We start from the raw sequence: 21,855 nt of genomic DNA, 5'->3' as shown, positions 1-21,855 counted from the left end.
TGACCCCCCAGCGAGGCAGTCAGATGTCGATGTGGCGCGATCAAGCTCCCAACAAGAAAGACGGCGTTCCCGCAGCGCCTGAGGTCCCGGCTGCCGATGGGCGGCTGTTTACTGCCGAGGCCAGCCCGACGCCGCCGGTCCCTGCAGCCGCGCCACCAAGCGCCACGCCCGCCGCGGCCACACCGCAGCGGCATAGCGAGGCCAAGGAATCGCTGATTGCCGCCGACATCAGCATCGAAGGCAAGATCGAGGGCGCCGGCCACGTGCGTCTGGCCGGTCGCTTCAAGGGCGATGTCAACGTCAAGGGCGATCTCACCATCGAGCGCGGCGCCAAGCTCAACGGCGGGGTGCGCGCCAACACGGTGATCATTGCCGGAGAGCTGGAGGGCAATATCGAATCGGCCGCGCAGGTGGAGCTGCAGACCTCCGGCGTGCTGGTCGGCGACGTCAAGGCCGGCAGCCTGACCGTGGCCTCGGGGGCGCGCATGCGCGGCCAGGCCGATTTCGGCTGGGGCGAGGACACCGGCAAACCGGTCGGTGCAGCCAAGCCGGTCGTCAGCGGAGACAACGACGCCACATGAGTGCGCCCCGCCCGGGCACGCCCGGTGCCACGCGCAGCTGCCCGCACTGCAAGGCGACGATTCTGGAAAGCGCCAGCGTCTGCCCTGCGTGCAGGCATCACCTGCGCTTCGACTCGGCCGCGGCGCAGCACGCACAGCCGGCACCGATCGTGCCGCTCAAGGTCGATGGCACCATTCGCCATCCTGCCGATGGCGATCCATGGGAATACACCGTGGTGGTGGTGGTGCGTAACGGCAAGGGCGAAGAGATTCGGCGCCAGATCGTGGATGTCGGCGCGATGCAGCGCGGCGAAGAACGCGGCTTTACGCTGGCGGTGGAGGCGACAGCGGTGCGTGTGCCTGGGCGGCGGTCGCGGCATTAGGGTGCTGGGATTGGGGATTGGGGATTGGGGATTGGGGATTGGGGATTGGGGATTGGGGATTGGGGATTGTGAATCGGGAATCGGGAATCGGGAATCGGGAATCGGCGTGGATGATGCGGGCCAGCGCCTGCGTGGGTGTTCGATTTCCGAGTCTTGACGGATTATTCCGATGCGGAACGGTGCGAGGTATCGGCGTGCGTGCTGCATTGAAGGCCAGCTCACGCCACGCCAGGCGCTTGATCGATTCATTGGCCTTGCATTGATCGCGCATTGGCTCGATTAGCGATTGCGATCTGCAGGCCTTGCCGCACCGGTGCACCGAGGCATGCCATTCCCATTCTCAGGATCTGCACACCGGCTTGGCCAGAGTTGCCGCATGCGCAACGGCAACGAACAACTTGGCGATCTGGTGGTGCTTGGCCCCGAAGGCCTGTATTGCCCGCAGGGCGATTTCCATATCGATCCCTGGCGGCCGGTGGCGCGTGCGGTGATCACCCACGGACACGGCGACCACGCGCGCGGCGGAATGGGCGAATACCATTGCACGCACGAAAGTCTGCCGATCCTGCAGTGGCGCCTGGGCGAGCAGGTCTATCACACGCATGCCGACGGTGAAGCGTTCGATCTGGGACGTGCGCGGGTGTCGTTGCATCCGGCCGGACATGTGCTCGGCTCGGCGCAGGTGCGCATCGAGGTGGATGGCGAAGTCTGGGTTGCCTCGGGCGACTACAAACGCCAGCACGACCCCACCTGCAAACCGTTCGAAGTAGTGCCCTGCGACACCTTCATCACCGAGGCGACCTTCGGGCTGCCGGTGTATCGCTGGCCGGACACCTCCGACGTGGCCGCCGACATCGTCGCCTGGCGCCACGAATGCGCCGCGCGCGGCGAGGCGGCCATCCTGTACTGCTATGCCTTGGGCAAGGCGCAACGCGTGCTGGCCGAATTGCGCGCCTGGGACACGCAACCGGCGTTGCTGCATGGTGCGATCGCGGTGGGCGTGGAGGTGTATCGTCAGGCCGGCATCCCGATGCTGGACACCCAACCGGTCAGCGAGCACGCGCGTGGCGCCGACTATGCCGGGCAATTGGTGCTAGCGCCGCCATCGGCGGCGGGCAGCGCCTGGATCCGTCGCTTCCGGCATGCGCAACAGGGCTTCGCATCGGGCTGGATGCGCATTCGCGGCAATCGCCGTCGGCGCAATTACGACCGCGGTTTTGTGGTCTCCGATCATGCCGATTGGCCTGACCTGCTGCGCACCATCGAAGACACCGGCGCACGGCGGGTGATTGCCACCCACGGCAATACCGACGCGTTGATCCAGCACCTGCTGGAACGCGGCGTGGCTGCCGAGGCCTTCCGTACCGATTTCGGAGCCGAGGAATGAACCCCTTGCCTGCACGTCGTTATGCGCGCGCGCGCCCACGGATCCGTTTGACCGGTGCGCTCGCGTTCCGTCGCCATGCATTGGCATTTCGCGTGCATCGCGCACTGCCGGCGGCGGTGATCGGACCGCCACGGCCTTACCGGCGCCCGCGCTGTCTGGGCGCATTTACCCGGCGCGCGCTGGAGCTGCGTGCTGCCGACAACCGCAGCAACCTGCAGGGCCCGGCGTGAAGCGATTTGCCGCGCTGTACCGCACTCTGGATCGCAGCACCGGCACGCTCGACAAGCGTGCGGCCCTGGTCGCCTATTTCAGCAGCGCGCCGCCGTTCGATGCGGCGTGGGCGCTATACCTGCTGGCCGGTGGCAAGGTGGCCAGCACGCGCATGCGCATCGCCAGCAGCGGCGAACTGCGCGAATGGATCACCGACACCGCCGGCATCGCCGACTGGCTGGTGGCCGACAGCTACGACCATGTCGGCGATCTGGCCGAGACCTTGGCCTTGTTGCTGGATGACCCGACCACCGAAGCGGCCGATCTGCCGTTGGCCGAGTGGATCGAACAGCGGTTGCTGCCGATCGCCAACCAGGACGTGGAGGTGCGCAAGGCCTGCATCGTGCAGGCGTGGCGCAGCCTGGCCTTCGACGAGCGCCTGGTCTTCAACAAGCTGCTGACCGGGGCCCTGCGCGTGGGCGTGTCACAGCGACTGGTACAGCAGGCCCTGGCGGAAATGTCCGGGGTAGAGATCGCGCGCATTGCGCAGCGCATGCTCGGCAGCTGGCGGCCGCATCCGGGCTATCTGGCCACCCTGCTGACCGCCGAAGAACTGCCCGGCGATCGTCAACAGCCCTATCCGTTCTTTCTCGCATCGCCACTCGAAGCCGAGGTCGAGACGCTGGGCACGGTCGCTGACTGGTTGCTGGAATGGAAGTGGGACGGCATTCGCCTGCAGCTGATCCGACGGGCGGGCGACGCGGCGTTGTGGTCGCGTGGCGAGGAACGTCTGGATGGCCGTTTTCCGGAGATCGAACAGGCCGCGCTGCAGTTGCCCGACGGCACCGTCATCGATGGCGAGCTGCTGGCCTGGCAACCGGAGCAACCCTTGCCGATGCCGTTCACCGCCTTGCAAACGCGTATCCAGCGGCTCAAGCCCGGGCCGAAGACATTGGCGGCGGCGCCGGCGCGCGTGGTCGCCTACGATCTGCTCGAGCTGGATGGCGAGGATTTACGCGAGCGCCCCTTGCAGGAGCGTCGCGCATTGCTGGAAGGCGTGCTGACCACGCTCGCCGACCCGCGCATCGTCGCCTCGCCACTGGTGCAGGCCGGCGACTGGCAGGCGGCGGCGCAAGTGCGCCTGGATGCACGCGAACGCGGTGTCGAAGGACTGATGCTCAAGCGTGCCAACTCGACCTACCAGTCGGGCCGCCGACGCGGCGACTGGTGGAAATGGAAGATCGACCCGCTCACCATCGATGCGGTGCTGCTGTACGCGCAAGCCGGCCATGGCCGGCGCAGCACGCTGTATACCGACTACACCTTCGGGCTGTGGCACGAGGGCCAGCTGGTGCCGATCGCCAAGGCCTACTCGGGTCTGGACGACAAGGAGATCCTGCAACTGGATCGCTGGATCCGCGCCAATACCACCGAGCGCTTCGGCCCGGTGCGTGCGGTCACCGCGCATCATGTCTTCGAACTGGGGTTCGAAGCGGTCAACCGCAGCGCGCGGCACAAATCCGGCATTGCCGTGCGTTTTCCGCGCATTCTGCGCTGGCGGCACGACAAACCGATGCGCGAGGCCGATCACCTGAGCAGCCTGCAGGCGCTGGCACGGTGAGTGCTGCGCCGCAGACACGCGGCACGCCCCTGCAACAATGGCGTGCCTGGTTCGCGCAGCGCGGTTGGGCGCCGTTGCCGTTTCAACGCGATGTGTGGAAGCGCTATCTGGCCGGCGAATCCGGCTTGCTGCATACGCCCACCGGCAGCGGCAAGACGCTGGCGGCCTTCGGTGGGCCGCTGCTGGAGGCCCTGTCCATACGTGGACGCAAGCCGGCGATCAAGCCAGCCACCACGACCGCACGACGCCAGCAGCAACGCACGCTGCAGGTGCTGTGGATCACGCCCTTGCGCGCGCTTGCTGCCGATACCGCACGCGCCCTGCGCGAGCCGGTGGAGGCCTTGGGGCTGGATTGGCAGGTGGGCCTGCGTACCGGCGATGCCAGCGCGCGCGACAAGCGGCTGGCGCGCAGCGGCAAGCTCGACGTACTGGTCACCACGCCCGAATCGCTGGCCTTGCTGTTGTCGTATCCCGACACCGCGCCGCAGTTGTCGGCGCTGCGCTGCGTGATCGTCGACGAATGGCATGAGCTGCTCGGCAACAAGCGCGGCGTGCTGCTGCAGCTGTGCCTGGCGCGGCTGCGTGGCTGGGCGCCGCAGCTGCGCATCTGGGGCCTGTCGGCAACGCTGGGCAATCTGGCGCAGGCGCGCGACGTGCTGTTGCCGCATCGCCCCGATGCCGCGCTGGTGTCGGGCGTCAAACCCCGCGCGATGACCTTGGAGACGCTGCTGCCCGACAGCGGCGAGCGTTTTCCGTGGGCCGGGCATCTGGGTCTGGCGCAGCTGGCGCGCGTGTTGCAGAAGATCATGCAGCAACGCACCAGCCTGGTGTTTACCAATACGCGCGCACAGGCCGAGTTGTGGCATCAGGCCTTGAGCGCGGTGTGGCCGGACGATCTGGCCACGCTCGCGCTGCATCACGGTTCGCTGGACCCGTCCTTGCGTGCGGCGGCCGAACAAGGCTTGCGCGACGGCAGCCTGCGTTGCGTGGTCGCCACCTCCAGCCTGGACCTGGGCGTGGACTTCCCGGCTGTCGATCAGGTGCTGCAGGTCGGCAGTCCCAAGGGCATTGCACGCCTGCTGCAACGTGCCGGCCGCGCGCGCCACCGTCCGGGCGAATCCGGGCATGTGGTGTGCGTGCCCTCGCATGCGCTGGAACTGGTGGAATACGCCGCAGCGCGGCGCGCCATCGTGCATGGCCAGATCGAAGCGCGACCGCCACCGCGCCTGTCGCTGGACGTGCTGGCGCAGCACTGCGTCACCCTGGCACTGGGCGGCGGCTTTCAGGCCGATGCCTTGTTTGAGCAAGTGCGCGGCACCGATGCATTTGCGGCGCTGGATCACGCTACCTGGCAGGCGGTGCTGGACTTCATCGTGCAAGGCGGCAGCGCGCTGGCGCATTACCCGGATTTCCATAAGGTCGTGCGCGACGAAGAAGGCGTGTATCGCGTCATCGATCGGCGCGTCGCGCTGCGGCATCGCTTGTCCATCGGCACGATCACCAGCGACGGCAGCGTGCGCGTGCAGTTCCTGCGCGGCGGGCGCCTGGGTGCGGTGGAAGAACAGTTCGTCGGCCGCCTGCGCCGTGGCGATCGTTTTCAATTCGCCGGCCGTCTGCTGGAGCTGGTGCGGCTGGAAGACATGACCGCCTACGTGCGCGTGGCCAAGGGCGGCAGCGGCGTGGTGCCCAAGTGGATGGGCGGACGCATGCCGTTGTCGTCGGCACTGGGCCGCGAGGTCGAAGCGGTGTTTGCCGATCCCGGCGACGCACCGGAAATGCAGGCGCTGGCACCGTTGCTGCGCCTGCAGGCGCAGCTGTCCTCGCTGCCCGGCCCTGACCATTTGGTGGTGGAAAGCATCAAGGCGCGCGATGGCCGGCACGTGTTCGTGTATCCCTTCGCCGGCCGCCAGGTCAATGAAGGCCTGGCTGCGTTGCTTGCAGCGCGCTGGGGCCGGCGTCAGCGTAATACATTCAGTTTTGCTGCCAACGACTACGGTTTCGTGTTGTCGCCGGCGCAGGATGTGGAACTGGATGCGGGCGTCCTGCAGGCGCTGCTGTCGCCGGAGGGCTTGTTCGCCGATCTGCGCGACAGCCTCAACCTGGGCGAACTGGCGCGCCGCCAGTTCCGCGAGATCGCGCGCGTCGCCGGCTTGCTGTCGCCCTCGCTGCCCGGTCGTGCACCACGCAGCCTGCGTCAGCTGCAGGCCTCCAGCGGATTGCTGTACGACGTGTTGCAGCGTTTCGATCCCGATCATCTGTTGCTTGCCCAGGCCGAGCGCGAAGTGTTCGAAGGCCAGCTCGAACTGGCGCGGCTTGCGCATGCCTTGGAAGATTGCGCGCGGCGCGAACTGCGCCTGTGCAAACCGCGCAGCCTCACCCCATTGTCGTTTCCGTTATGGGCCGAACGCGTGCGCGGCCAACTGAGTACCGAAGACTGGAAGGCCCGCGTGTTGCGCGCTGCCGAACAACTGGAGCGTAAACATGGGCGATAGCGTGCAGCTGCAGCTGGCCGGCGAAACAGTGGAACTGCTCGGCGAACGCGCACTGTATCGACCGGCGCAGCGCGCCTTGCTGATCGCCGACCTGCATCTGGGCAAGGCCGATGTGTTCCGTCGCGCCGGCATCGGGATGCCGGCCGGCGGCACTGCGCACGATCTGGAGCGGCTGGATGTGCTGCTGGAACGGCGCGCCGTGGACGCGTTGTGGATCCTCGGCGACCTGCTGCACGGACCGGTGCCGCGCGCGGCCTGGCATCGTCGCTGGAGCGCCTGGCGCGAGCGCCATTGCGCCTTGCGCGTGATCGCCATCCGCGGCAATCACGACCGCGCATTGGCGGGCGCCGATCTGCATATCGAGGCGGCCGGCGAACAGGTCGAAGATGGCCCCTTCGTGCTGCGCCACGATCCACTGCCGCATCCGACCGGGCACGTGCTGTGCGGGCATCTGCATCCGCTGGCCGCGCTGCCCGGCATGTCGCGTCGCTGGCCGGCGTTCTGGCTGCGCGAGCGCGTCACCATCCTGCCGGCGTTCTCGCATTTCACCGCGGGCATCGTGCCAACGCTGGTCGAAGGCGAACGTCTGGTTGCTTGCGTGGAGGACGATGCGCTGGCATTGCCGGTGCGTTAACGGGCGCGGCGCTGCGTGGACCGATGCTTCATCTATGCGGCCGCTTCGGCGTTGTCGACGTCAACACGCGGCACCGGTTGCGACAACGCATCCACAAACTCCGGCGCCAATGCCAACTTGCCGAACCAGCCGTGCTGGGTCCCGCTGAGCACGCGCATATGCCCGCGTCCTCCGGGCACGCGTCCCATCGGGCGCATCAGCAGATCGCGTCCGTGCGCCCAGAGATCGCGTTCGGACTGGAACAGCGGCGTCAGCCAACGACTCCAGCGGTGATAGATCGCCACATGCGCCTGCCGCTCGCGCTGATAGTGCTGCAAGGCCGCATCCAGATCGGCGCCGACCCGCAGCGCGTCGCGCATCGCCAACGCATCCAGCAGCGCCATGTTGACGCCCTGCCCCAGCTGCGGACTCATCGCATGCGCGGCATCGCCGGCCAGCACGAAACGGCCGCGATGCCAGCGCGTCACCACCGCGTCGCGATAACTCGCACGCGCCAATGCGCCATGCACCTGCACGCTGTCCAGACGCGCATGCGCCTGCGGCCACATCTGCGCGATCTCCTCGCGCCACGCGGCAATGCCGCGCTGTTCCCAGGCGACAAAATCGTTGCACGGCAGGCTCCAGAAAAAACTCAGCCGCGGGGTGGCGTCGCCCGGACGCGTGCCCACCGGCAGCAGGCCGATCATCTTGCGCGCGCCGATATAGCGCTGGCGCAACGCATCGACAAACGGCCAGTCCTCGCATGGCAACAGACACCACAACGCGCCCCACGGATACACCCGATCCAGCCGTGTGCCCTGCGCCTGCGCACGCAAGTTCGATGCAGAACCATCGGCGGCGATGATCAGATCGTAGGGACCATGCCACTGCCCGCGCTGGTCCTGCACGCGCACGCCGTCGTGATCGATCGCGTTGATCTGGGTATCCACGTGCAGTTGCGCGTGCTCCGGCCAGGCCTCGCGCAACAGCGTAAACAAGGCGCCGCGCTGCATTCCCAGGCCCATCAGCCGCGCATCCAGATCGCGGTACTGCATGTCCATCACCGCGCGTCCGCACGGCGTTTCGCCATACAGCCGGCGCACCGGTGCGCCATGCGCGAGCGCCTGCGGCAGCAAGCCCATCTTCCACAGCACCTGCAACCCGCTGGGCTGCAGCAGGAAGCCCGCTCCCACCGGCCCGGGCGTGGCGGCACGTTCAAACACGTCCATCCGGTGCCCGTCGGCGCCCAGCAGCACGGCCAGCGCCTGTCCCGCCGTTCCATAGCCCACTACCGCAATCCGCAATGCTTGCTGCATGTCCTTCGCTCTCTGGATGGCACCTGCCATGCAGGGACCGCTGCAAAAAAAACCCCGCCGTGGCGGGGTTCTTCAACCGCACAATCGAGTCACGTCACTCGACCGGCGTGATGTTCGAAGCCTGGGCACCCTTCGGGCCCTGGGTCACGTCATAACTGACGCGCTGGCCTTCCTGCAGGCTGCGGAAGCCCTTGGAGTTGATCGCGGAGAAGTGCGCGAAGACATCGGCGCTGCCGTCCTCCGGTGAGATGAAGCCAAATCCCTTGGCGTCGTTGAACCACTTGACGGTACCGTTCGGCATGGTGATGCGAGACCTTTGCAATAATTAATGGGTGGTGTACGGCGATGCGTACGCGCCGAGTATGCAAAGCTTATGCCCCGATGACAATCACCCGCGTGCAAGTTCGCCGATCAACTCCGGCAATCCGGACGAGGCGGCATCCACGTTGGCCAACACCTCCGCCATGGTGATTTCCTGCGCGTCGCCACAGCCGGCCGCCCAGTTGGCCACGATCGCCAAACACGCATATTCCAGGCCTTTTTCGCGTGCCAGACCCGCTTCGGGCATGCCGGTCATACCGACCAGATCGCAGCCGTCGCGACGCATGCGGGCGATCTCTGCAATCGTTTCCAGCCGCGGCCCCTGGGTTGCGCCGTAGCATCCGCCGGCAACCATCGTAACGCCGGTCACCTTGGCGGCGGCAATGACCTTGCTGCGAAACATCGGCGAATACGGATGACCGAAATCCACGTGCTGCACCTCGCTGCCTGGCTCTTCGCAGAAGGTGGACACGCGGCCCCAGGTGTAATCGATCAGCTGGTCCGGACAGGCCAGCACGCGCGGACCGAACTGCTCGGTGATGCCGCCGACGGTGTTGAGCGCCAGTACGCGCGCAGCACCGATTTGCTGCAGCGCAGCGACGTTTGCGCGGTAATTCACCTTGTGCGGCGGCAGCGAATGGCCCTCGCCATGCCGCGCCAGGAACGCCACGCGGTGGCCCAGCAACATGCCCACCCGGATCGGGCCGGAGGGCGCGCCATACGGCGTCTCGATGACATGCGTCTGCACCTGGTCCAGCTGTGCGAGCTTGTAGACGCCGGTGCCGCCGATGACGGCCAATGCGATGGAATTGGAGGACACAAGCAACCTCTGCAACGAAAGACAGGACGGTGGCGCGCAGGCCTGCGCGCCGGGCTGCCCGCAGCGACGCGGGCAAACTGCGGCAGTTACTGCTTCATCGCGTAAATGGCGGGAATGCCGCGCAGCTGCTCGTTGACGTCCATGCCGAAGCCGAACACGTAACGGTCGGCCACTTCCACGCCCACATAGTCGGCGGCCACGCCGGGCACGCAGCGGTCGTGACGCTTGACGGTCAACACCGCCACGCGCACGTCGGTGGCGCCCTGCTCCAGGCACCACTGGCGCACGCCCTGCAGCGTGTAGCCCTCGTCGAGGATGTCGTCGACCAGGATCACCCGGCGGCCGAACAGCGCAGTGGCCGGACGGTGCTTCCACACCAGCTCGCCGCCGGTGGTTTCGCCGCGATAACGGGTGGCGTGCAGGTAATCGAACTGCAGGTCCTGGCCGCGTGCGCCCAGCTCCAGCGCCAGCTGGCCGGAGAACGGCAACGCGCCGTGCATGATGGTGAGATACACCGGCACTTCGCCGGCATAGTCGCGCGCGATCGCGTCGGCAATGCCGGCGACCGCCGCATCGATGGCGGGGCGGTCGACCAGCAGGTCGGCTTGGGCCAGGGCCTGGGAAATGGTGAGCGTGGACATCAGGCAGTTGTTCCGAAAAAGGCGGAAAGGGGAGTGGTGAATGAGGTGTCGGAGCCGGCGAGCAGGCCATCCCAGCCCAGCGCGCCGCGTCCGATCAGGCCGATCAATGCTGCGGTATTGAGGCTGCGGCCGGCCACGGCCTGCAGCGATTCGTCGACCAGTTCCGGGTGGCAGACCAGCACCACGTCGCAGCCGGCATCCAGATGCGCATGCACCCGGCCCGCCACGCCGCCGGCGCTGAACGAGGCGGCCATGCCGATGTCGTCGGAGAACACCACGCCGCGAAACCCCAGTTGCCCGCGCAGGATCTGCTCGATCCAGCGCTGCGAATAGCCGGCCGGTTCCGCGGCGACCTGCGGATAGACCACGTGCGCCATCATCACCGCATCGGCGCCGGCCTCGATGCCGGCCATAAACGGCAGCAGATCTTCGGCCAACAGGACCTCCAGCGGGCGCGGGTCGCTGGCATGGTCGACGTGGGTGTCTTCCAGCACGGTGCCGTGGCCGGGGAAATGCTTGAGCGTGGCGGCCATGCCGGCAGCGTGCAGCGCCTGCACATAGGCGCGGGTGAAGCTGGCCACGATCTGCGGGTCGTCGCTGAATGCGCGATCGCCGATGGCGCGGTTGCCACGGCCCAGATCCACCACCGGTGCGAAGCTCAGGTCCACACCGCTGGCACGCACTTCGCTGGCCATCAGCTGCGCATGCGCGCGCGCCGCAGCGAGCGCGGCTTCGGGGTCCTGCGCGTACTGCGCGCCGAAGCTCTGCAGCGGCGCCAGGGCGCTGTAGCCGTCGCGAAAGCGCTGTACGCGCCCGCCTTCCTGGTCGACGCAGATCAGCACCGGGCGCGGTGCGGCCGCGCGGATGGATGCGGACAGCTCGGCCACCTGCGTGCGCGAGGCGAAGTTGCGCGTGAACAGCACCACGCCGGCGACCGCGTCGTGCTGCAGCCAGTCGCGTTCCTGTGCGCTGAGTTCGGTACCGGCAACGCCGATCAGAAGCATGTTGGGGGACTCCCGGGCCAGGCGCCACGTTGGCGCAGCGCGGCATTGTCGCAGATGCGCGTTGCAGCGTCAGATCGCGCATTCAGGCAGGCCCGTTTTCCGGCCATCCCTGCCCGGCCGCTGCACGCCGGCTGCACCTCAGAGCCGCTCCAGATTCGCCCGCCAATGCGCGGCCTGCGCCTGCACCTGTTCCAGCGCAGCCGGTGCCATGGCGTCGAGCTGCCGGTATGGCAGCGCCAGGCGCTCGTTGGCGCCCAGCAGCGTGCGCTGCCGTGCCAGGAAATCCCAGTACAGCGCGTTGTACGGGCAGGCCTGCGCGCCGACCCGCGCCTTGCGCTGGTACCGGCAGCCACCGCAGTAATCGCTCATGCGGTCGATATAGGCCGCGCCGCTGATGTACGGCTTGCTGCCCAGCAGGCCGCCGTCGGCGAACTGGCTCATGCCGACCGTATTGGGCAGCTCCACCCACTCAAACGCATCGATATAGACGCCCAGGTACCAGCGATGCAGCGCCTGCGGATCCAGTCCTGCCAGCAGCGCGAAATTGCCGATCACCATCAGCCGCTGGATATGGTGCGCATGCGCGTTGGACAGCGAATTACCGATCGCATCGGCCAGGCAGCGCATGCCGATCTGCCCGTCCCAGAACCAGTGCGGTAGCGGCGCATGCTGAGCGAGGCGATTGGATTGCGCATAACCGGGCATCTGCGACCAATACACGCCGCGCACGTATTCGCGCCAGCCCAGGATCTGGCGGATGAAGCCCTCCACCGATGCCAGCGGCGCATGCCCGTCATGCCATGCCGCTTCCGCACGCGCGATCACCTCGCGCGGATGCAGCAGCTTGACGTTTAGCGCAAACGACAACAGCGAATGGAACAGCCGCGGGCTGCGCGTGCTCATCGCATCTTCGTAGCGACCGAAGTGCGGTAGCGCATGCGTGACGAAGGCATCCAGGTGCTGCAAGGCTTCGTCGCGGTCCAGCGGCCACGGCAGCGCGTCGGCATTGGGCGCGCCGAAGCTGCGTACCCCGGCTGCCTCGATGACGCTCCACAGCGCGTGGTGATCGTGCGCTGCGCGCCACTCCTGCGGCGCGGGCGGATCGCCCGGCCATGGCGCACGGTTGTCGTGATCGAAATTCCAGCGCCCGCCTTCCGGCTCGCCTGCGGCATCGAGCAGGATCCGGTGGCGCCGACGCATGCGCCGATAGAACGCTTCCATGCGCCATGCGCCGCCCGCGCGGAAACACCCCGCCACCTCATCGCGTTCGCTCAGGAAATGCTCGCTGTCGACCACGCGCGTGGCGAACGGCTGGCGTGCGCGCCAGTGCTGCAATGCTTGGTCCAGCCGCCATTCGTCCGGCGCCTGGTACTCCAGCTGGCCGGCGCGGTAATGCGCCATCAGCGCGTCCAGATTGGCGGGAATCGATTGCCGATTGCTGGGGCTGTCGATGGCCACGTAACGCACCCGATGACCGGCCTGCCGCAAGCGCGCGGCGAACGCGCGCATCGCCGCGAAGATCGCCAGGATCTTCTGCGCGTGGTGCAGCACGTAGTCGGTTTCCTCGCGCACTTCCATCAGCACGTAGACCACGCCCGCCTCGGTTGCATCGAACCAGCTGTGTTGTGGATTGAGTTGATCGCCCAGGATCAGGCGCAGCGTGTGCGCGGCTACCTGCGGATTACGCCCGGCTGCGGTCGCGTTGGGATCGCTCATCTATGCCGGACTCCTGCACGCCAGCAGCGCCTGGCAACGATTGAGCTCGCAGGGGCATACGCACTGCACGACGGCACGTGCTCCGTCATGCCTGCGCGACCAATCTGCGTTGGCGAACGGCCTGGTGTGCGTAGGCCTGCTGCCTTCAAGTGCCAGTGCCTCTCCCGCTGCGCTTGCCACGCATCAATCCTGCCCGCTGCAGGCGGCATCGCCGGCGCACACACGCCTTGCCAACGCCACACCGCTCTGCCAGGCACCTTCGACCTTGCCCCCGGCCAACCAGTCGCCGCAGATGCCGATACCCAGCCGCGCCTCCCAGGCACAGCCGATCTGCAAGGCCGGATCGGTGCTGGCAACCGTCCAGCGATAGGCGTCGCAGGACTGCGGCGTTGGCAGACCAAGCGCAGCCAGTGCCGGCAACACGCTGGCAATCACTGTTGCGGGCGTCGCGCCGAGATGCGCCTGGCTCCAAGCGGCATTGGCGTGCAGCAGCCAGGTTTCCACGCCCTCTCGCCCCGGCTTGCTGGAGTTGCGTGCCGCCCAGCGCAACGGGCCGGTGTTGACGAACAGGGCGTCGTACCCGGGGTCGACCGGCATGTCGAAACGCGCCACCACCGCCCAGGCCGGCTGCATCCGTGCGTTGGCGGCAAGCGTCGCCAGCGTGGGCGCGATGTCCGCCAGCAATGCAGCTGCAAGCGGTGCCGGCACCGCCAGCAGCACAGTGTCGAAGCAGCAACTGCGTGTGGTCGCATCTTCCGCCACCTCCAGTTGCCAGGTGTCGCCCTCGCGCTGCAGCGATCGCACAGAGCTGCCCAACCGAACATTGAGGGCCGCCGCAAGCGCACGCGCCGGTGCGGCCATGTCCGGCACCCCGACAAAGCGCGTCAACCCGCCGTGTGACGCACGCATGTCGGCGCCATCCCAACTGGCGACGCGCGCAGGCCAGACCGCCGCGACGCCGCGCGCGATCCATGCCTCCACCACCGCGGCAAACGCCCGGTCACGTGCGGTGAAATACTGCGCGCCGTGATCGCATTGCCAGCCATCGCCGCCACAGCTGCGCATGCGTCCGCCGGGCACATCGCCCTGCTCGAACAGCGTCACGGCCAATCCTGACGCCTGCAGACGTTGCGCGCAGGCAAGCCCGGCCAGCCCGGCGCCGATCACCGCAACCGTCTTCGATGGGGTGGGCCGCGTCATCTCGTCAGCGGCAGGCCGTTGCCACACGCCGCCAGCCGTTCACACCGCGCAGCCGTCCGGCCCGCAGGTATCGGGACCGCCGATCGGCGCCGATTCGGCCGCCAGCTGCAACAGTGCCTGCGCGAAGCTTTCCGGCGGCTGCGCGCCCTGGATCAGGCTGCGTCCATCGATGACGAAACTGGGCACTGCACGGATTCCCAACGCAGCGGCTTGCGCCAGTTGCGCTTCCACCGCAACGACGCCTTCGTCGCAGTCCAGCAGGGCGCGCACGCGGGCCTCGTCCAGACCGCCGGCGGCCCCGGCGGACACCAGCGTTTGGGTCGCGCCGATGTCCTGGCCTTCGGCAAAATACGCATGGAACAGCGCTTCGATCACGGCCTGGACATCGCCCTCGCGGCTGGCCAGCCAGATCAGCCGATGCGCGCGCAGGGTGCTGACCTGCACCTGCCCACGCGCGAAATCGAACGGCAGGCCTTCGGCGCGCGCAGTGGCCTGGGTCTGCGCCAGCATCTGCTCCACGCGCGCGGCACCGCCGAACTTTTGCGCCAGCGCATCACGCAGCGGGGTCGGCTCCAGGCCAGCATCTGGGTCCAGCTGGAAGGCGTGGTAATGGATGTCCAGCGCCGCTGCCTGCGCACCGAGTGCGGCCACCGCCTGCTCGAAACGGCGCTTGCCGATCCAGCACCAGGGGCAGACCACGTCAGACCAGATATCGATGCGCATGGGCGGGGATTGGAGATTCGTCATTGGGGACTCGCAAAGCATAAACCCAATACCAAGGCAGGGACTGGGGGGGGCGCAACGCAATCAGCCCCAACTCCGACGCATCGCGTTAGCTTTTACGAATCCCGAATGCCCAATCCCGAATCCCGACCTACAAATCCCCGCTCCAGTGCTTGAACGGGTGCGAGGCCAGCGCCAGGTTGTAATAGCGCACGTCGTCGGTGACCTCCGCGCCAGTCCATTCGGGTTTGGCGAAAGCCTCGCCCGCATCGTCGAGTTCGATCTCGGCCACCACCAGCCCGGCGTTGTCGCCGAGGAATTCGTCCACTTCCCACACATGCCCCTGGTACTGGACCAGATGCCTGCGCTTGTCGATCAGGCCGCCGACACACAGCGCCAACAGCGCACGCGCCTCGACGACCGGAATCGGATACTCGAACTCCTGCCGCGTGTGCCCCACCTCACGCGATTTCAGGTTGAGAAACGCGCTCTCGCCCTGGATGCGCACCCGCACCGACGCGTTCTGCGCACCGCTGCGCAATGCCGCCTGGTCGTTGATATAGCCCTGGGCCATCGGGATCACCGCATGGGCGGCACTGCGCCAGCCATCGCCGGTCACCAGGAATTTGCGTTCGATTTCGATGGGCATGGAGATCGGGAATCGGGAATCGCAACAGCATACGGCGAACCGCCTCTACGATTCCCGATTCACTATTTCCGATTCACCGCCTCTCGAACACCGCGATGCTCTCCACATGTGCGGTGTGCGGAAACATGTCCATCGCGCCGGCGGCCTTGAGCGTGAAGCCCTGCTCGTTGACCAGGTAGCCGGCATCGCGCGCCAGCGAGCCGGGGTGGCAGCTCACATAGACGATGCGCTCGAACTTCTTCAGCGGCAACTGCTGCAGCACTTCCAGCGCGCCCGAGCGCGGCGGGTCCAGCAGCAGCTTGTCGAAGCCCTGCCGCATCCACTCAGCGTTGCGCTGGTCCTGGGTCAGGTCGGCCGCATAGAACTGCGCGTTTGCCAGACCGTTGCGCTGCGCGTTGTCCCTGGCGCGCGCCACCAGCCCGGCATCGCCCTCCACACCGACCACTTCACGCACGCCGCGCGCCAACGGCAGGGTGAAATTGCCCAGCCCACAGAACAGGTCCAGCACGCGGTCGTCCGGCCTGGCGTCGAGCAGTGCCAGCGCATGCGCGATCATTTTCTGGTTGAGCGAGGCGTTGACCTGGATGAAGTCCAGCGGCCGGAACGCCAGCTCCACATCCCACTGCGGCAGGCGGAACGACAGTGGCACTTCCTGCGGCCACAGCGGATGCACGCTATCCACGCCGCCCGGCTGCAGGAAGATCGCAAAGCCCTGCGCCTGGGCGAACGCGGTCAGCGCCTGCAGGTCGCGCTCGCTGAGCGGCTGCAGATGACGGATGGTCAATACCACCGCGTCGTCGCCGGCGATGAATTCGATCTGCGGGATGTCGCGCTTGCCGTCCAAACCTTCGACCAGCGCCGCCAGCTGCGGAACCTTCTCGCCGATCTGTGGGATCACCGTGTAGCAGACCGACAGATCGGCCACGAAACGCGGATCCAGCTCGCGAAACCCCACCAGGGTCTTGTCCTTCTTTTCGACGCGCCGGACCGAAAAGCGGCCCTTGCGCCGATAGCCCCAGGTATCGCCGACCAGGGCCGGCAACACCGCCTGCGGCGTGACGTGTCCGATGCGCTCTAGGTTGTCCATCAACACGCGCTGCTTGGCCACGATCTGCTGCGACTCTTCCAGATGCTGCAGGACGCAGCCGGCGCAGACGCCGAAATGCGGGCAGCGCGGGGTCACCCGCTGCGGCGACGCCTCCAGCACCTCCACCGTCCTGGCCTCGTCGAAATGCCGGCTGCGCGCGGTGGGTTCGGCACGCACCAGTTCGCCGGGCAAGGCGCCACTGATGAAGGTGACCTTGCCGCCCTCGCCGTCGCGGCGGGCCACACCGCGCCCGTCGTGACTGAGGTCGGTGATCGCGGTCTGGAACGGAGTACGGTCGAGGCGGTTTCGGGTTCTGGCCACGTGGCGACAAGCTGCGGGCAAAAAGGGTGCGTATTGTCGCAGATGCGATCGATCGCGGCCGCTTCGCGCTGGAGAACAATTGTCGCGCCCTGCAAACACAGGCACACTTCCGCTGCACGCGCCTGCTAGGACGCGGCATCGCTGACAAGGAGGCAGCATGAACATGGCCACACGCCACGAACCCCAACCACGACTCTTGCTGGTAGAGGACGACCCGATCAGCCGTGGCTTTCTGCAGGCGGTGCTGGGAGGTCTTCCCGCTCATGTGGACTGCGCAGACTCCTTGTCTTCGGCACTGGACCGCGCGCGCGAACGTCGCCACGACTTGTGGCTGATCGATGTCAATCTTCCCGATGGCACCGGCAGCGGCCTGCTACGCGCATTGCGCCTGCTGCATCCGGACGTGCCTGCACTGGCTCATACCGCGGACACCGCTACGGCGATGCAACGCAGCCTGCAGTCCGATGGCTTTCTGGAAATGCTGGTCAAGCCACTGACCTCCGAGCGCCTGCTGCAGGCGGTGCGTCGCGGACTGGCGCGCGGCCGCTACAGCGTGGCGCCGGTGGGTGTGGTCGACATCGCCGCCAGCGATTGGGACGAAGCGGCCGCGCTCAGCGCCCTCAACGGCCAGCAACATCATCTCAACGCGCTGCGCGAGTTGTTTCTGGCCGAGTTGCCGGGCACCCGCGATGCGGTGGACTCGGCCTTGCAGGTCAGCGACGATCAGGCACTGCGCGGCCATCTGCACCGGCTGCAGGCCAGCTGCGGATTTGTCGGCGCGGCGCGGCTTGCCGGCGCAGTGCGCCTGCTGCGCGGCGACCCGCATTCCAGCACGGCGCAGACGCAGTTCCATGCGGCGGTGGCCGCATTGCTGCACTGAGGGGCGACTGCGTCGATGTCCCCGGGCTCGGCACAGCGTCAGCGATCGGAACAGGCGACATCGAGCACCACGCGTGCACGATGGGTCCGCATGGAGTCCAACGCGCATCTGGCTACTACTGGCCAGGTTTGGTTGACCGGCCTTTCGCTCCTCAACGCCGCCGCGCCAGATCCTCGAGCATTTCCCAGGATTTCAACCCACGCCCACTCAGATGATGCAGCAGCACGCCCCGCATGCTGCGACGCAGGCCCGGCATGTCATCGGCCATGGGCATGAGGTCCTGGCCCAACGCCAGTAGCGCCGCACCGGTGACGGTGTCGCGCCGGTCCTGCGCCATCGCCTCGCTCAACACGCGCAACGCGCCTTCCTGCGGATCGAGCCGGTAGCGCGCCGCCGGGTCGATCGGTTGGCCGTCGCGGTCGTGCTGCAGATCGAACGCCACGCCCAGGCCGTCGAGCACATCGCGCTCGAACTGGCGCAGCCCCCAGGCCAGCGGCAGGTCCGATGCCAGATGCGCACGCGCCTGCGCATAGCAATCGAACAACTCTGGCACCGGGTCGTTGCGCGGCGCCAGGCGCAGCAGCAATTCGCTGATATAGAAGCCGGCCAGCATGGATTCGCCCGCCAGCCGGGGTGCGGTATCCAGCGCCTCGGCCTGACGCAACTGGGCCAGTTCGCCGCGTTGCACCGCCGTGAACTGGATCAGTTGCAGTGGCTGCAGCGCGGCCCGCAAGGCCTGCTTGCGTGGCCCGTGCACCCCGCGTGCCAGTAGCCCGACCCGACCATGCTGCTCGGTCAGCACCTCCACCAGCAGGCTGGTCTCGCGCCAGGCGCGCACATGCAGGACGAAACCGCGTTCGTGTTCGATCAGCATGATCTGTTATGCGGCAAGGGGCGCAACTGCAGGACAGAAGACCGGCTGCCGGCAGTGACCGCTGTGAGCCACTCCCGGCAGCGCACATGATCGCACCGGCCACCGATATCAGCCGCGGTGGCCAGGCGCGATCCGGTGCATCGGGACATCGCTTGCATCGCAACTCCACGCCAGTGCCGGTGTAGGCGATCACTTCGGCAGGCCGTCAGCATCTCATCTGCACCGGCGCCGGCCAGGACCTCACTCGTATCCGAACGCCTTCAATGCCGCTTCGTCGTCCGACCAGCCTTCGCGCACGCGCACCCAGGTCTCCAGGAACACCTTGGCACCGAACAGGCGCTCCATCTGCAGCCGTGCCTTGCCGCCGATGTCCTTCAGACGGGTGCCGCCCTTGCCGATCACGATCGCCTTCTGGCCTTCGCGCTCGACCCAGATCACCGCGCCGATGCGCAGCAGCGCACCATCTTCGGCAAAGCGTTCGATCTCCACCGTGGTGGCATACGGCAGCTCTTCGCCGAGCTGACGCATCAACTGCTCACGTACCAGTTCCCCGGCCAGGAAGCGCTGACTGCGGTCGGTGATCTCGTCCTCGCCGAACATCGCTTCGGCCTCCGGCACCAGCTTGAGCAGGTCGCCGACCAACGCCTCCAGGCCCTTGCGCTTGAGCGCCGACACCGGATGCACCGCAGCGAACGTACGCCCCTGGCTGACCTGGGCCAGGAACGGGAACAGCGCGGTCTTGTCCTTGAGCCGGTCGACCTTGTTGACCACCAGCACCACCGGCACGTCGGCATCGCTCAGGACATTGAAGGCCAGGGTGTCTTCCTCGTCCCAACGGCCGGCTTCGATCACCAGCACCGCCGCGTCCACGCCTTCCAGCGAGCCGCGCGCGGCGCGGTTCATCACCCGGTTCATGGCGCGCTTCTGCTCGCGATGCAGTCCGGGCGTGTCGACCAGCACCAGCTGCCCCTCGGGAAAGGTGGCAATGCCCAGCAACCGGTGGCGCGTGGTCTGCGGCCGGTTGGACACGATGCTGACCTTGGCGCCGACCAGGGCATTGGTCAGGGTGGACTTGCCGACATTGGGCCGGCCGATCACCGCAACGCTGCCGCTACGATGGGGGGAAGAGGTTTCGCTCACGTGTTTGAATCCAGTTGTGCGATGACAAGGGTGGCTGCCTGTTGCTCGGCGAGGCGACGCGAGCTGCCCTGGCCTTCGGCGCGGGCGACGGGCTGTTCCAGGATGCAGGCGACATGGAACTGCTTGGCGTGTTCGTCGCCGCTTTCGCTGATCAGCGCGTAAGTGGGCAATTGCAGCTGCCGCGCCTGCAGCCATTCCTGCAGCCGCGTCTTGGGGTCTTTCTCTGCCTTGCCCACCGGCAGCGCCGCCAGCGAGGGCTCGAACCACGGCAGCACCACCGCGCGGCAGCGTTCGAAACCGCAGTCCAGGTAGATCGCCGCGACGATCGCCTCGACCGCGTCGGCCAGAATCGAATCGCGTCGATGGCCGCCGGATTTCAGCTCGCCCGGGCCCAGCGTCAGCCGCTCCCCCAGATTGAGGGTGCGGCCGATCACCGCCAGCGCTGCTTCGCGCACGAGTTCGGCACGCGCGCGGGTCAATGCGCCTTCGTCGGCCTTGGGCCAGCGCTGATACAGTGCCTCGGCGATCAGCAGATTGACGATGCCGTCGCCGAGGAATTCCAGTCGTTCGTTATGCGGCGTCCCGGCGCTGCGATGCCGCAGCGCCTGGGCGAGCAAGCCCGGATCGGCGAACGCATGCCCGATCGGATCGCCACGCTGGAAAGTTCTATTCGCCACCACGTCCGGTCATGTCCTGAGACGTCTCGAATTTACCGACAATATCCAGATTGCCGATCAATTCGCGGCGGACTTCGTAATTGACCTTCATGCGCCAGCCCCCGTCGACGCGCTCGAACTTGACGTCTTCTTTTTTGACGTTTTCCGAGTAATTGATGTACAGCCGCCGAAAGAACAGATCCTGCAACTTGGACGGATCCATGTTGGCGCTATCGGGTTCCTTGGCCAGGCCTTTCATGGCCGTGCGCACCGAATAATATTCCTGATACATCGGAAACAGCTTCATTCCGATGTACAGCGCGAACCCCACCACCGCCAGCACCACCACGAACGACGTCAACGTCATACCGCTTTGCTTGCGCTTCATTGTGCTTCCCCCGGCACGCCGTGCGTGCATTACTGGATTCCGGTTCCGATCCGCGACGGATCGAAACTCCCCTTGCAGAACCACCCCTCGCAATTGAGCCAGATCAGGAACGCCTTGCCGCGCAGGTTGGCCTCCGGCAGGAAGTGCGTCTGGGTCCAGAACCGGCTGTCTTCGCTGTTGTCGCGATTATCCCCCATCACGAAATAGCTGTCCGCCGGTACGGTCCAGTCGCCCTGCCCGGCCGGCATGTTGCGATCGACCCACTCCAGCACCGTGTGGGTGCGGCCCGGCAAGTCCTCGACCAGCAAGGTGGTGCCGGTCATCTCGGCGCCCTTGCCCTTGCCGATGTACTCGCCCTTGACCGTGTAACGCATCGGCTTGTCGTTGATGTACAGCGTATCGCCATGGAAGCCGATCTTGTCGCCCGGCAGGCCCACTACGCGCTTGATCCAGTTCTGGTCCGGCGCATGCGGCGGCTTGAACACCACCACGTCGCCACGCTTGGGCTCGCCGGTGGGAATGAACTTGGTATTGCTGATCGGCAGACGGAACCCGTACGCGAACTTGTTGACCAGGATGAAATCGCCGATCAGCAGGTTGGGCATCATCGAACTGGACGGAATCTTGTACGGCTCGGCGACGAAGCTGCGCAGGATCAACACCACCGCCAGTACCGGGAAGAAGGCACGCGAGTAGTCGATGATCGCCGGCTCGCTGTCCAACAGACCGGCGCGTGCGGCGCGGCGCTTGGCCAGGAACAGCTTGTCCAGCAGCCAGATGAAGCCGGTGCCCAGCGTCAGCACAACCAGGGCGATTTCAAACCATTTCATTGATGTTCCTTTCGGAAAGGGAA

Annotated in this window: 23 protein-coding genes; 8 read left to right on the top strand and 15 right to left on the bottom strand. The window is 66.8% G+C overall.

Annotated features, from left to right (window positions below):
* The first annotated feature begins 23 nt into the window (after positions 1-23).
* The 7 genes from FHT08_RS14620 (at position 24) to pdeM (ending at position 7,287) form a co-directional block, all read left to right on the top strand.
* A complete protein-coding gene (locus FHT08_RS14620) occupies positions 24-581 on the top strand; it encodes a polymer-forming cytoskeletal protein (protein ID WP_104538178.1) in 558 nt (185 codons plus the stop codon).
* Complete coding sequence (locus FHT08_RS14615) at positions 578-943, top strand: hypothetical protein (protein WP_104606360.1); 366 nt, start codon at positions 578-580, stop codon at positions 941-943. Before FHT08_RS14620 ends, FHT08_RS14615 begins: the two co-directional genes overlap by 4 nt.
* 376 nt (positions 944-1,319) lie before the next feature.
* Positions 1,320-2,330: a ligase-associated DNA damage response exonuclease gene (locus FHT08_RS14610; protein WP_104538180.1), complete on the top strand. Its 1,011-nt coding sequence runs from the start codon at positions 1,320-1,322 to the stop codon at positions 2,328-2,330.
* Complete coding sequence (locus FHT08_RS14605) at positions 2,327-2,560, top strand: hypothetical protein (RefSeq protein WP_104538181.1); 234 nt, start codon at positions 2,327-2,329, stop codon at positions 2,558-2,560. The genes FHT08_RS14610 and FHT08_RS14605 overlap by 4 nt, the downstream gene beginning before the upstream one ends.
* Positions 2,557-4,161, top strand: a complete 1,605-nt coding sequence (locus FHT08_RS14600) for an ATP-dependent DNA ligase (RefSeq protein ID WP_166775531.1) — start codon at positions 2,557-2,559, stop codon at positions 4,159-4,161. Before FHT08_RS14605 ends, FHT08_RS14600 begins: the two co-directional genes overlap by 4 nt.
* Positions 4,158-6,653 (top strand): ligase-associated DNA damage response DEXH box helicase, encoded by a 2,496-nt coding sequence (locus FHT08_RS14595; protein WP_166775530.1) that lies wholly within the window; start codon positions 4,158-4,160, stop codon positions 6,651-6,653. The genes FHT08_RS14600 and FHT08_RS14595 overlap by 4 nt, the downstream gene beginning before the upstream one ends.
* Positions 6,643-7,287: a ligase-associated DNA damage response endonuclease PdeM gene (pdeM, locus tag FHT08_RS14590; protein ID WP_104538184.1), complete on the top strand. Its 645-nt coding sequence runs from the start codon at positions 6,643-6,645 to the stop codon at positions 7,285-7,287. Before FHT08_RS14595 ends, pdeM begins: the two co-directional genes overlap by 11 nt.
* A 32-nt stretch (positions 7,288-7,319) precedes the next feature.
* Here pdeM and FHT08_RS14585 read toward each other — a convergent pair whose 3' ends face one another.
* The 10 genes from FHT08_RS14585 to rlmD form a co-directional block, all read right to left on the bottom strand.
* A complete protein-coding gene (locus tag FHT08_RS14585) occupies positions 7,320-8,582 on the bottom strand; it encodes an NAD(P)/FAD-dependent oxidoreductase (RefSeq protein WP_166775529.1) in 1,263 nt (420 codons plus the stop codon).
* A gap of 94 nt (positions 8,583-8,676) precedes the next feature.
* Positions 8,677-8,883 (bottom strand): cold-shock protein, encoded by a 207-nt coding sequence (locus FHT08_RS14580; protein WP_003488188.1) that lies wholly within the window; start codon positions 8,881-8,883, stop codon positions 8,677-8,679.
* 87 nt (positions 8,884-8,970) lie between these two features.
* Positions 8,971-9,723: an S-methyl-5'-thioinosine phosphorylase gene (locus FHT08_RS14575; RefSeq protein ID WP_053045293.1), complete on the bottom strand. Its 753-nt coding sequence runs from the start codon at positions 9,721-9,723 to the stop codon at positions 8,971-8,973.
* An 86-nt stretch (positions 9,724-9,809) separates the two neighbouring features.
* Complete coding sequence (locus tag FHT08_RS14570) at positions 9,810-10,364, bottom strand: hypoxanthine-guanine phosphoribosyltransferase (RefSeq protein WP_053045294.1); 555 nt, start codon at positions 10,362-10,364, stop codon at positions 9,810-9,812.
* Entirely contained in the window at positions 10,364-11,368 is a 1,005-nt protein-coding gene (gene nagZ, locus FHT08_RS14565) for a beta-N-acetylhexosaminidase (RefSeq protein ID WP_166775528.1), read from the bottom strand. The genes FHT08_RS14570 and nagZ overlap by 1 nt, the downstream gene beginning before the upstream one ends.
* A gap of 138 nt (positions 11,369-11,506) precedes the next feature.
* Positions 11,507-13,084, bottom strand: coding sequence for a cryptochrome/photolyase family protein (locus tag FHT08_RS14560; protein ID WP_166775527.1), 1,578 nt, complete (start codon positions 13,082-13,084; stop codon positions 11,507-11,509).
* A gap of 183 nt (positions 13,085-13,267) precedes the next feature.
* Positions 13,268-14,284, bottom strand: a complete 1,017-nt coding sequence (locus tag FHT08_RS14555) for an FAD-dependent oxidoreductase (protein WP_166775526.1) — start codon at positions 14,282-14,284, stop codon at positions 13,268-13,270.
* 39 nt (positions 14,285-14,323) lie between these two features.
* On the bottom strand, positions 14,324-15,007 hold the full coding sequence (locus FHT08_RS14550; protein WP_016903735.1) for a DsbA family oxidoreductase: 684 nt from the start codon (positions 15,005-15,007) through the stop codon (positions 14,324-14,326).
* Positions 15,008-15,158: 151 nt separating this feature from the next.
* The gene (locus FHT08_RS14545) at positions 15,159-15,656 is read right to left on the bottom strand and encodes a CYTH domain-containing protein (protein WP_016903736.1); all 498 of its coding nucleotides are present in this window, start codon (positions 15,654-15,656) and stop codon (positions 15,159-15,161) included.
* A 73-nt stretch (positions 15,657-15,729) separates the two neighbouring features.
* Positions 15,730-17,064 (bottom strand): 23S rRNA (uracil(1939)-C(5))-methyltransferase RlmD, encoded by a 1,335-nt coding sequence (rlmD, locus tag FHT08_RS14540; RefSeq protein WP_026064630.1) that lies wholly within the window; start codon positions 17,062-17,064, stop codon positions 15,730-15,732.
* A 157-nt stretch (positions 17,065-17,221) separates the two neighbouring features.
* Between rlmD and FHT08_RS14535 the strand changes: the two genes are divergently transcribed.
* Entirely contained in the window at positions 17,222-17,944 is a 723-nt protein-coding gene (locus FHT08_RS14535) for a response regulator (RefSeq protein WP_026064631.1), read from the top strand.
* Between the two features lie 151 nt (positions 17,945-18,095).
* Here the strand turns inward: FHT08_RS14535 and recO are convergent, their stop codons facing one another.
* From recO to lepB, 5 genes are all read right to left on the bottom strand, one after another.
* Complete coding sequence (gene recO / locus FHT08_RS14530; protein ID WP_104606367.1) at positions 18,096-18,818, bottom strand: DNA repair protein RecO; 723 nt, start codon at positions 18,816-18,818, stop codon at positions 18,096-18,098.
* Between the two features lie 240 nt (positions 18,819-19,058).
* Positions 19,059-19,958 carry a GTPase Era gene (gene era, locus FHT08_RS14525; RefSeq protein WP_026064645.1) on the bottom strand — a complete coding sequence of 300 codons (900 nt, stop codon included), beginning with the start codon at positions 19,956-19,958 and terminating at the stop codon, positions 19,059-19,061.
* Positions 19,955-20,635, bottom strand: a complete 681-nt coding sequence (gene rnc / locus FHT08_RS14520; protein WP_053046266.1) for a ribonuclease III — start codon at positions 20,633-20,635, stop codon at positions 19,955-19,957. Before rnc ends, era begins: the two co-directional genes overlap by 4 nt.
* Entirely contained in the window at positions 20,625-21,032 is a 408-nt protein-coding gene (locus FHT08_RS14515) for a DUF4845 domain-containing protein (protein WP_104538192.1), read from the bottom strand. The genes rnc and FHT08_RS14515 overlap by 11 nt, the downstream gene beginning before the upstream one ends.
* A complete protein-coding gene (gene lepB, locus FHT08_RS14510; RefSeq protein WP_104606368.1) occupies positions 21,032-21,832 on the bottom strand; it encodes a signal peptidase I in 801 nt (266 codons plus the stop codon). Before lepB ends, FHT08_RS14515 begins: the two co-directional genes overlap by 1 nt.
* Positions 21,833-21,855: the final 23 nt, after the last annotated feature.

This window comes from Xanthomonas sp. CFBP 8151 (genome assembly GCF_011761885.1).
Lineage (GTDB): Bacteria > Pseudomonadota > Gammaproteobacteria > Xanthomonadales > Xanthomonadaceae > Xanthomonas > Xanthomonas arboricola_B.
This window is presented reverse-complemented; position numbering and strand designations above follow the sequence as displayed.